Here is a 10,614-nt window from a genome sequence, read left to right as displayed (position 1 = left end):
GGCACTGGTTGACCGTGCGGACGCTGTGGTCGAGCTTCACGCCCTGGTCCCAGATGGGGTACCAGAGGCGGTCGGCCAGGGCGGTGAGGTCGGTCGCGCCGAGCGCCCGGGTCTGGTGCAGCAGGACCAGGTCGACGTCGCTGAGGGGGCCGCCGTCGCGGCGGGCGAGGCTGCCCACGGCGGCGAGCGCGACGCCGGGCAGCCGGCGCCCTGCGGTGGCCTCGTGCCACAGCTCGGTGAGCCACTGCATACCGAGCTCGGCGAGCGCGACGCGGCGGGCCGGACCGGCTCCAGGGGTGGCGAAGCTGCGGGTCCCGGCCAGGGTCAGCCGCCGTGAGGTGACGTCCGTCGCGGTCATCGGAGGGCCTTCGAGCTAGAGCGCGTCGTGGCCGCGCTCGCCGGTGCGGACCCGGACGAGGTCGTCGACGGGGATCGACCAGATCTTGCCGTCGCCGATGCGACCGGTCTGGGCGGCCTTGAGGATGACGTCGATGACGCTGCCGGCGTCGAGGTCGTCGACGAGCACCTCGAGGCGGACCTTCGGGACGAAGTCGACGGTGTACTCGGCGCCGCGGTAGACCTCGCTGTGTCCCCGCTGCCGGCCATACCCGCTGGCCTCGCTGATCGTCATACCGGAGATTCCGTAGGCCTCCAGGGCCTCCTTCACCTCGTCGAGCTGGTGCGGCTTGATGATGGCGGTGATGAGCTTCATGCGGATGCCCCTTCCTTGGACGGAGCCTCGGTGGGCTCGGACTGGGTGCGTGCGGCCACCACGCCCGACGAGGTATGCCTGCTGCCGCCACCGAACGACCCGAAGTCGTAGGCGGTCTCGGCGTGCTCCACCAGGTCGATGCCGCTGACCTCGTCCTCTTCGGCGACGGTGAAGCCCATGGTCTTGTGCAGCACCCAGCCGATGGCGAAGGTGACGACGAACGAGTAGATCAGCACCGCGAACGCCCCGATCGCCTGCGAGCCGAGCTGTCCCAGGCCGCCGCCGAGGAAGAGACCGTCGTTCATGGTCAGCCCGGCAGCACCGGTAGGGCTGTTCGTGGCGTCCGCGAGGAAGCCGATGAGCAGCGTGCCGATGAGACCGCCCACGAGGTGGACGCCGACGACGTCCAGGCTGTCGTCGAAGCCGAACCGGTACTTCAGGCCGACCGCGAGGGCACACCCGGCGCCCGCGAGGAGTCCGACAACCAGGGCACCCCACGGGGAGACGGTGGCACAGGCCGGGGTGATGGCGACCAGGCCGGCGACGACACCGGACGCCGCACCGAGCGAGGTGAAATGCCCGTCGCGGAGCTTCTCCACGAGCAGCCAGCCGAGCATGGCCGTGCAGGTCGCGCCGAGGGTGTTGACCCAGACGCCCGCGGCCAGCGTGCCGGCGCTGAGGGCCGAGCCGGCGTTGAAGCCGAACCAGCCGAACCACAGGATGCCGGCGCCGAGCATGACGAGGGTGAGGTTGTGCGGCCGCATCGGCTCACGTGGCCAGCCGACGCGGTTGCGGAGCAGGATGGCCAGGGCCAGGCCCGCGACACCGGCGTTGATGTGGATGGCGGTACCACCGGCGAAGTCGTAGGCACCCGCTCCACCGAGGAACAACCCGTCCGCCTGGTTGGCGATCCAGCCGCCCGTCTCCGCGGCGAAACCGTTGAAGGCGAACACCCAGTGGGCCGCCGGGAAGTAGACCAGCGTCGCCCAGACCACGGTGAAGACGGTCCAGGTCGTGAACTTGGCCCGGTCCGCGATGGCGCCCGAGACCAGGGCCACCGCGATGATCGCGAAGACGACCTGGAACGCGACGAACGCCGCACCCGGTATCCCTCCAACAGCAGCGGCCCCCGTCGCGGCATTTGCCGGAACGTACCCGTAGATGGCGTTGTAGACCCCGGTGAGCCCGAAGTGGGTGAAGGGGTTGCCGATGAGGCCGCCGCCCACGTCGGGACCGAACGACTCGCTGTACCCCCAGAGGATCCAGATCGTGCCGACGGTCCCCATCGTGATGAACGACATCATCATCATGTTGAGGACGGACTTGGTGCGGACCATGCCGCCGTAGAAGAAGGCCAGGCCCGGCGTCATGAACAGCACGAGTGCTGCTGCCGCGATGGTCCAGGCGGTGTTCCCGCTGTCGATGAACGGCGTGTCCGCCGTCACGACTGAAAGTGCGCTCATGAGCGACCACTGTGGCCAACCTCGATTTCGCCTGTCGGCTGGGACTGTTACGCCCGTGTAAGCAATTCGGGCCAACTGTTATCGCCATGTTTCGCGTCGGTCGTATGACGTGTTCGCCTTCGGACGAGCTGCGGTGACGCCCGGGCGCGGGCCACCGGAGGGCGCGGACGGCTGTGCCGGGTGATGATGGGGGGTGAGCATCACCGCCGACGCGTTCGAATCCGCAGCCCAGCCGGCCCGCCGATGGTTGGCAAACTCGTTGCGCGACAAGGTCGCCGGCGAAGACGCCGAGGCCAACGCCCGCGCCATCTGGATGGTCGACGGCGAACGCTGGTTCAACCAAGGCGACCCGATCTGGCGGGTGCACGACGATGCGTCGATGTTCGTCGGCGGCATCCGTGCCCTCCTCCTGCAGTCGCTACACCCCCTGGCGATGGCCGGGGTCGCCGGCCATTCGGGCTACCGCTCCGACCCGTGGGGGAGGCTGCAACGCACCTCCACCTACCTCGCGGCGACCACGTTCGGGACGGTGGCGACGGCCGAGGCCTCCATCGCGCGGGTGCGATCGATCCACGAACGGGTCCGCGGCCGGGCCGAGGACGGAGGCCGGTATGCCGCCGACGACCCCCACCTCTTGGGCTGGGTCCACGTCGCGGAGGCAGACAGCTTCCTTGCGTCGTACCGAAGGTTCGGAGGCTCCCGCCTCACTCCGGCCGAGGAGGACCGCTACGTCGAGCAGTCCGGCTCGATCGCCGTCCGGCTCGGGGTCGTCGACCCGCCCACCACGGTGGCGGAGCTGCGCGAGGCCCTCGACGCATACCGACCGGAGCTGGTCGGCTCACCGGCGGCCCTGGAGGCAGCCCGGTACCTGTTGCTGCACCCGCCGATCGGGTGGAGCGAGCGAGCCGGGTACTCCGCCCTGGCGGCCGGCGCCGTTGCGCTGCTGCCGATCTGGGCCAAGGAGATGCTCCGGCTGCCGGTCCTCCCGATCACCGAGCGGCTCGTCGGCGCGCCGCTGGGCGACGCCGCTGTGCGAGCCATCCGGTGGGCCCTGAGCGACCCGAGGCACCCGCGCAACACGCTTCGGAAGCAGACGACCTGAGGGACCGACGATCAGCCGACCGGTCAGCCGACGATCGCATCGACGAAGGCCTCGGGGTCGAACGGTGCCAGGTCGTCCGGGCCCTCGCCCAGCCCGACGAGCTTGACCGGGACGCCGAGCTGGCGCTGCACCGCGACGACGATCCCGCCCTTGGCCGAACCGTCGAGCTTGGTGAGCACGATCCCCGTGACCTTGACGGCCTCGGAGAACACCTCGGCCTGACGCAGCCCGTTCTGCCCGGTCGTCGCGTCGAGCACGAGCAGCACCTCGTCGATGGGCTGGAGCTTCTCGATGACGCGCTTGATCTTGCTCAGCTCGTCCATCAGCCCGACCTTGTTGTGCAGCCGGCCGGCGGTGTCGATGATGACGACGTCAGCCTCGATCTCCGCACCCGCCTTGACTGCGTCGAAGGCCACCGCCGCGGGGTCCGCGCCGTCGCGGTCGGAGCGGATGGTCGGCACCCCGACCCGGTCGCCCCACGTCTCGAGCTGGTCGGCAGCCGCCGCACGGAACGTGTCCGCCGCGCCCAGCACAACGTCACGGTCCTCCGCCACGAGCACCCGGGCCAGCTTGCCGACGGTGGTCGTCTTGCCGGTGCCGTTCACACCGACGACGAGGATCACACTCGGGCGGCCGTCGACCCGCGACGACGCGATCCGGCGGTCCATTCCCGGGTCCACCAGCTCGAGTAGGTCCTCCTTGAGCCAGCCGCGAACGGTGGCCTCGTCGGTGCTGCCGGACCCGTCCACCTTGACCTTGACGCGCAACCGGCCGACGAGCTCGGTCGACGCCTCTACGCCCAGGTCGGACGAGATCAGCGTGTCCTCGACGTCCTCCCACGCCTGTTCGTCGAGGTCGCCACGGGACAACAGCTGCAGGAGGGCGTTCCCGATGGCCGTGTTGCTGCGTGCCAGTCGGGCTCGTAGGCGTGCCAGCCGTCCCCGCGCCGACTCCGGCTTCTCGACCGCCGGTGCGGTGGGCTCCTCGACGAGGGTGTCGGCCACCTCGGCCTCGGGGGGTGCGGTGGTCCCGGACGTCTCGATAGTCCCGACACTGTCGTCCAGGCCGGTGTCGCGGTCCGCGTCGACGTCGGTCGGTGGCGCGATGGGCCGGGTCGGAGCCGTCTTCGGCGGCGGTGTCAGCGTCTCGCGACGACCTCCACGACCTCCACGACCCGCACGACCCCGGACGAGCCCGAGGACGACCGCCCCCAGGGCGAGGAGTACGAGGACGGCGACGGCGACGACTTCCCAGACCTGGTCAACCACGGCGCCCATCCTTGCACGATGACGCGGGCGACCTGACCCGCCTGTTCCCGCAGTTCTACGCCCGGATTGGCGGGCGCTCGACTCCCGAACTACTCAGTGCTGCGGGTGGATCCGGTCGCGGGTGGCCGTCACGAGGTCGCTCGTGCGGTGCCTCGCAGCGTCGGTCTTGCTCGACAGTGCCTCGGTATGCGTGCGGACCAGGTCGACGACCTCCTCACCGCGTGGGGTGAGGACATCTCGACCGTCTCGCCGGGCCTGGACCGCGACGAAACCCATCACGGCGATGCCTCCCACGAGGCATACGAGCATCCCGAGCACGAGAACGACCATGTGACCAGTGTGACTCACGTGACGGGTGCGACCAAACTCGACGCGCCGGACAGGTCAGGCCGAGCGGGGCCGGACGTCTCTCATCCGCTGGGATACCACCGTCGTGACACCGTCGCCTTGCATCGTGACGCCGTAGAGGGCGTCGGCGATCTCCATCGTCTTCTTCTGGTGGGTGATGACGATGAGCTGGCTGGAGTCGCGCAGCTCCTCGAGCAGGATGATCAGCCGTGCGAGGTTGACGTCGTCGAGCGCGGCCTCGACCTCGTCGAGGATGTAGAACGGCGACGGCCGGGCGGTGAAGATCGCGACGAGGAGGGCGACCGCGACCAGCGAGCGTTCGCCACCCGAGAGCAGCGACAGCCGCTTGATCTTCTTGCCTGGCGGGCGCGCCTCGACGTCGAGACCGGTCGTGAGCATGTTTTCGGGGTCGGTGAGCACAAGCCGACCTTCGCCACCGGGGAACAGTCGCGCGAAGATCCGCTCGAACTGCACCGCCGTGTCGTGGTAGGCCGCGGTGAACACCTTCTCGACCCGCTCGTCCACCTCGCGGACGATGTCGAGCAGGTCCTTCTTCGAGCGCTTGAGGTCCTCGAGCTGCGTCGTCAGGAACGTATGCCGCTCCTCCAACGCCGTGAACTCCTCGAGCGCCAACGGGTTGATCCGGCCGAGCGCGGCGAGCTTGCGCTCCCCCGACCGCAGCCGCTTCTCTTGGACCTCGCGAACGTAAGGCTGCGGCTCGCCCGCCGGCTCATCGTCCTGCTCGTTGCCCGCGGCAGGAGCGGGGGGCACCGTCGTCAGCGGACCGAACTCCTCCACCAGCGCCGTCGGACCGATCCCCAGCTCCTCGATCGCACGAGTCTCGAGCTGCTCGATCCGCAGCCGCTGCTGGGCTCGCGCCACCTCGTCGCGGTGCACCGAGTCGGTCAGCTCGCGCAGCTGGTCCTGGAGTCCCCCGACGTGGCGGCGCAGCAGTCCCAGCTCGGCGTCCCGGGCCCCCCGCGCCCGCTCGGCCTGTCCACGGCGGGTGTCGGCGATCACGACCGCCCGGGCCAGTCGCCTCGAGGCGTAGGCCGCCGCAACCCGCACCGACTCGGCCACCTGCGCCTCGCGCCGACGTCTGGCCCGCCGCGCCGCATCGCGCTCGCGTGCGGCGAGCTCGGCTGCTGCCGACTGGTCGAGGGAAGTGGCCCGGTCGAGCAGGGCCCTGGCGCGCTCCTCCCGGGTCCGCAGCGCCAGCCGCAGCTCGGTCTCCTGCGCACGGGCAGCGCTCGCGGCGGAGTCCAGCCGGTCGCGCTCGGCCGGCGAGACCGTCGAGGTGGGGTCGGCGTCGTCCGTCGGCTCGACGGAGGCGGCCTCGAGGCGTTCGACCAGCTCGGCGTGCGACCCACGATCGGCGCCCAGGGTCTGCTCGGCGGTCGTGATGGCCAGCTGGGTGCGCTCGGCCTCGGCCCGGGCCGAGCGGACGGCGACTCCCAGGGCGCCGAGCCGTTCGGCGACCGCAGACATCCGCGCGTCCGAGTCGTGCAGTCGGTCGAGAGCGGCCTCGACGACGTCGCTCGCCTCGGCCACCTCGGACTGCACGCCAGACAGGGCGAACCTGGCCTGCTCCCCCCGGGACCCGGCCTCGGCGACGCGCCGCCGGGCGTCGTCGACAGCTGCCTGGATCTCGATCAGACTCGGCGCGGCAGCACTGCCGCCGCGCACCCAACCGGGTGCCAACACGTCCCCGTCGGTGGTGACTGCCGTGACACTGTCGCCGCGGCGGACGAGCGCGCTTGCCGCCGTCACGTCGGAGACGAGCGCGACGCGGTCCAACAGGTGGTCGACTGCGGGGCGTATGCCGTCGGGGCAGCTGACCACGTCGCTGGCCCACCGCGCGCCCGACGGCAGCTGTGGCCACGTCGCCCGGTCGACCCGGGCGGCCGTCTCGGACACGAGCATCGCGGCGCGACCAGCGTCGTCCGCTCGAAGCGCCGCGAGCGCCGTGGTGGCCCCGTCGAGCGAGTCCACCGCGAGCGCGTCTCCAGCCCACCCGAGCGCCGCCGCCACAGCGGCTTCGTGACCCGCCTCGACCTGCAGCAGAGCCGCGACCGAGCCGACGACCCGGTATGCCTGCTCATCGGCGCCCAGCAGCGCTGCTGCCCCGTCCTTGCGGCTGAGGCTCATCTCGAGGGCCTCGACCCTTGCTGCGGCAGACAGGCGGTCGCGGTCGGCGACGCGTTCCTGGTCGCGCCACGACTCCAGCTGCGCCTCGAGCTCCTCCAGCCGCAGGGCGGCGCTCTCGTAACCGGAGTCGAGGTTTTCCTCTCCGGCCTCCTCCACCGCGATCGACGACTCGAGGGTGGCGAACTCGCGCTCCGCCACGACCGCGCGAGAGCGGGCCTGGTCGACGCTCTCGCGCAACCGGCCGATCTCCGCCTCACCGGCCTCGACCCGGGACGCCTTGGCGGCAACCTGTCCGGCCAGCCGAGCCAGTCCTTCACGGCGGTCGGCTGCTGCCCGCGCGGCACGGGAGAGGCGTTGCTGTTCGACGACGAAGGCCTGCTCGGCTGCGGCGCGGTCGGCGACGGCCACCTCCAGCGCTGCGGTGGCCGCGGCGATCTCCTGCGCCACGCGGGCGTGCTGGCCGAGCAGCTCGGCCGCCTGCCGGCGCAGCTCCTCCGGGTCGCGCCCGGGCGACGACTCCCCATCCTGGTCGGCGTCGGTGAGCAGTCGGACCCGCTCGGCGGCCAGTGACCCCGTGCTGGTGAGCCGCTCGGTGAGCCGGGCGAGGGCATACCAGCGCTCCTGTGCCCGGGCGAGCTCGGGCCGCGCCTGCTCGCTCTCGGTCTCGAGCGCCCCGACCCGGCTGGTCAGTGCCGACAGACCGTCCTCGACCTCGGTTCGGCGGGCGATCAGGGCGGTCTCGTCGGCGACCTCCTGCTCGAACGTCGAGCTCAGCTGGACGAGGTCGTCGGCGAGCAGCCGGAGCCGGGCGTCACGCACGTCCATCTGGATCACGGAGGCCTTCTTGGCGGTCTCGGCCTGTCGACCGAGCGGGCCGAGCTGCCGCCGGATCTCGCCCGTCAGGTCAGTGATCCGGGTGAGGTTGGCCTCCATCGACTCGAGCTTGCGCAGCGCGCGTTCCTTGCGCTTGCGGTGCTTGAGGACCCCGGCCGCCTCCTCGATGAAGCCGCGCCGCTCCTCGGGCGTCGCGCGCAGGACCGCGTCCAGCTGGCCCTGGCCGACGATGACGTGCATCTCGCGGCCGATCCCGCTGTCGGAGAGCAGCTCCTGGATGTCCAGCAGCCGGCACGAGGTTCCGTTGATGGCGTACTCGGACCCGCCGTTGCGGAACATCGTGCGCGCGATCGTCACCTCGGCGTAGTCGATCGGTAGAGCGCCGTCGGAGTTGTCGATGGTGAGTGTCACCTCGGCCCGCCCGAGCGGCGGCCGGCCGGCGGTGCCGGCGAAGATGACGTCCTCCATCTTGCCGCCACGCAGCGTCTTGGCGCCCTGCTCCCCCATCACCCACGCGAGCGCGTCGACGACGTTGGACTTGCCGGAGCCGTTCGGGCCGACGATGCAGGTGATGCCCTGCTCGAGGCGCAGGCTTGTGGCGGACGCAAAGGACTTGAACCCCTTCATCGTCAGGTTCTTGACGTACACGAGTGCGCTGGTCTCCTCTGGGGCGTCCCGCGGGCTGCAGGTCGGCGTCACCTTACAAGCGTCGAGGCCGCGCTCCCGGTAGGTCGGGACGTCCGGTGATGCGTGTGACGGCTGGTACTCGTGTGGCTGGTGGGACGCGGCCCTCCCGGCCGTTGAACGTGATCATTCTCCCGCGTCGCTCGCCCCGGCGATGGCCTCGTGGTGCCTGATGACCTCGGCGATGACGAACCCGAGGAACTTCTCGGCGAACACCGGGTCCAGTCCGGCGTCCACGGCCAAGGCGCGCAGCCGTTCGATCTGCTGCTCCTCACGGCGCGGGTCGGCGGGCGGCAGCCGCCACTCGGCCTTGAGCACGCCGACAGCCTGGGTGGCCTTGAACCGTTCGGCGAGCAGATGTACCAGGGCGGCGTCGATGTTGTCGATGCTGGAGCGCAGCCGCGCCAGCTCGGGAGGCACGCCACCGGACCCGGGTTCGACGGACACGGCGACAGGGTATGCGTGCCGGCCCGGCGCGGATACGCCCATCTCACGGCCGCGCGGGTCTCCGCCACCACCCTCCGACTTCTCGCGGAACTCTCACGAAGACCGTCGCCCGTTCCATCGCAGCAGCGTAGGCGAGCGGCTGAGCAGTCCTCGAACCTGAGGAACGCGCCTGACCAGCGCGGCCAGGCAAGGGCCCGAAAATCGCCAGCAGCTCGGCCGCGAGACGGGTGATGGCCTGAGCGGTGGCACCCGCGCGCGGGAGTGATGAGCGTCCAAGAAGGCAACTAGTCTCGGTGGATGCGGATCGAGGAGCTCGACTGGGGCGACACCCCGTGGGGTGCCATCAGCCTTCGCCGGCGCTGGGACCGCATCACGGAGCGGGACGTACACGAGGTCAAGCTCGGCGACGACTTCCTCATGTCCAGTCAGTTCACCACCGGCGAGCGAGAGCTGGCCCGGATCGGTCTCGCGGCCGTGACCGGTACGTCTCTGACAGTCCTGGTGGGCGGGCTCGGCCTCGGCTACACCGCGGCGGCCGCCCTCGAGGACGACCGAGTCTCCGAGCTGACCGTGGTCGAGGCTCTACAGATGGTCATCTCGTGGCACGAGCGCGACCTGATGCCCGACACCCAGGGACTGGCCGCTGACCCGCGCGTGCGCCTCGTGCTCGACGACTTCTTCGATGTGGTTCGCGCGGGTCGCGCCGACCGCACCTACGACGCGGTGCTCCTGGACATCGACCATGCACCCGACTGGCTGCTCCGCAAGGACCATGGTGACCTGTACACGGTCGAGGGGTTCGCTCGCGTCGCCGCGATGCTCGCAGACGGCGGGGCTTTCGCGCTGTGGTCCGACGAGGTGCCCGAACCAGAGGTGGTCCGGCGGATGGCCGAGGCCTTCGAGCACGCCGACGCCCACGTAGTCCCGTTCCCCAACCCACTGACGGGTGGGGAGTCGGCCAACACCGTGTACGTGGCGGTCCGGCCGCGTCGCTGAACACGCTGAGACGACCCCAGGCACCGCCTGATCCCCGTCGCGATGAGTCTGCGGGCTCCCGCGGGTCTACCTCCTGACTCAGACAACCAACTCATCGGGAGTACGGCATGGGCCTGATCCACATCGAGCTGTTCGCCACCCTCGACCTCGTCGGGCAGGCGCCCGGCGGCCCCGACGAGGACCCGGAGGGGTTCCCGTTCGGCGGCTGGCAGGCGCCCCTGGTGGACGAGGTCTCCGGGGCGCAGGTCGGCGCCGCCTACGACGGCACCGACGCCCTCCTGCTCGGCCGACGGACCTACGACATCTTCGCCGCCTACTGGCCGCACCAGGAGGGCGGCGAGGACAACGAGATCGCCACCTTGTTCAACAGCGTCCCGAAGTACGTGGCCTCCCGCGGCACACCCGACCTCTCGTGGGCCGGTTCCACCCAGCTCGGCCCCGATCTCGCCGGCGCGGTGCGCCAGATCCGTGACCGGCACCAGCACGTGAAGGTCGTCGGTAGCCTGGACCTGGTGCAGACGCTGCTGCACGAGAAGCTCTTCGACCGTCTCGACCTCTGGGTGCACCCGGTCATGCTCGGCGTCGGCAAGAAGGTGTTCGACGCAGGCGCGG

9 protein-coding genes and 1 pseudogene are annotated in these 10,614 nt (G+C 70.7%); 3 read left to right on the top strand and 7 right to left on the bottom strand.

All coding sequences use genetic code 11. The features are described from left to right. From ABI385_RS07095 to ABI385_RS07085, 3 genes and pseudogenes are all read right to left on the bottom strand, one after another. Positions 1-358, bottom strand: a pseudogene (locus ABI385_RS07095) ([protein-PII] uridylyltransferase); the annotation flags it as partial. A gap of 15 nt (positions 359-373) precedes the next feature. Continuing rightward, positions 374-712, bottom strand: coding sequence for a P-II family nitrogen regulator (locus ABI385_RS07090; RefSeq protein WP_348103043.1), 339 nt, complete (start codon positions 710-712; stop codon positions 374-376). Next, positions 709-2,175, bottom strand: coding sequence for an ammonium transporter (locus ABI385_RS07085; RefSeq protein WP_348103042.1), 1,467 nt, complete (start codon positions 2,173-2,175; stop codon positions 709-711). Before ABI385_RS07085 ends, ABI385_RS07090 begins: the two co-directional genes overlap by 4 nt. Positions 2,176-2,368: 193 nt before the next feature. On the opposite strand from ABI385_RS07085, the gene ABI385_RS07080 reads away from it, so the two are divergent. Further along, on the top strand, positions 2,369-3,277 hold the full coding sequence (locus tag ABI385_RS07080) for an oxygenase MpaB family protein (protein ID WP_348103041.1): 909 nt from the start codon (positions 2,369-2,371) through the stop codon (positions 3,275-3,277). A 23-nt stretch (positions 3,278-3,300) separates the two neighbouring features. On the opposite strand, the gene ftsY is transcribed toward ABI385_RS07080, so the two are convergent. From ftsY to ABI385_RS07060, 4 genes are all read right to left on the bottom strand, one after another. Further along, positions 3,301-4,554 (bottom strand): signal recognition particle-docking protein FtsY, encoded by a 1,254-nt coding sequence (ftsY, locus tag ABI385_RS07075; RefSeq protein WP_348103040.1) that lies wholly within the window; start codon positions 4,552-4,554, stop codon positions 3,301-3,303. A gap of 84 nt (positions 4,555-4,638) precedes the next feature. After that, complete coding sequence (locus ABI385_RS07070; RefSeq protein WP_348103039.1) at positions 4,639-4,875, bottom strand: hypothetical protein; 237 nt, start codon at positions 4,873-4,875, stop codon at positions 4,639-4,641. A 54-nt stretch (positions 4,876-4,929) separates the two neighbouring features. Continuing rightward, positions 4,930-8,523: a chromosome segregation protein SMC gene (gene smc, locus ABI385_RS07065; RefSeq protein ID WP_348103044.1), complete on the bottom strand. Its 3,594-nt coding sequence runs from the start codon at positions 8,521-8,523 to the stop codon at positions 4,930-4,932. Between the two features lie 162 nt (positions 8,524-8,685). Then, complete coding sequence (locus tag ABI385_RS07060) at positions 8,686-9,006, bottom strand: chorismate mutase (RefSeq protein ID WP_348103038.1); 321 nt, start codon at positions 9,004-9,006, stop codon at positions 8,686-8,688. Between the two features lie 297 nt (positions 9,007-9,303). On the opposite strand from ABI385_RS07060, the gene ABI385_RS07055 reads away from it, so the two are divergent. Continuing rightward, positions 9,304-10,002, top strand: a complete 699-nt coding sequence (locus ABI385_RS07055; protein ID WP_348103037.1) for a spermidine synthase — start codon at positions 9,304-9,306, stop codon at positions 10,000-10,002. A 107-nt stretch (positions 10,003-10,109) separates the two neighbouring features. After that, positions 10,110-10,614 (top strand): dihydrofolate reductase family protein (locus ABI385_RS07050; RefSeq protein ID WP_348103036.1); only part of this gene is annotated, 505 nt, incomplete at its 3' end.

Source organism: Lapillicoccus sp., from assembly GCF_039935575.1.
Lineage (GTDB): Bacteria > Actinomycetota > Actinomycetes > Actinomycetales > Dermatophilaceae > Lapillicoccus.
The sequence above is the reverse complement of the archived record's forward strand: the minus strand, read 5'-3'. Positions and strand labels throughout refer to the sequence as shown.

Coding starts and splice junctions, on each gene's coding strand:
- ftsY (WP_348103040.1), bottom strand. CDS start 4,554: ATGGGCGCCGTGGTTGACCAGGTCTGGGAAGTCGTCGCCGTCGCCGTC.
- ABI385_RS07055 (WP_348103037.1), top strand. CDS start 9,304: ATGCGGATCGAGGAGCTCGACTGGGGCGACACCCCGTGGGGTGCCATC.
- ABI385_RS07070 (WP_348103039.1), bottom strand. CDS start 4,875: ATGGTCGTTCTCGTGCTCGGGATGCTCGTATGCCTCGTGGGAGGCATC.
- ABI385_RS07085 (WP_348103042.1), bottom strand. CDS start 2,175: ATGAGCGCACTTTCAGTCGTGACGGCGGACACGCCGTTCATCGACAGC.
- ABI385_RS07090 (WP_348103043.1), bottom strand. CDS start 712: ATGAAGCTCATCACCGCCATCATCAAGCCGCACCAGCTCGACGAGGTG.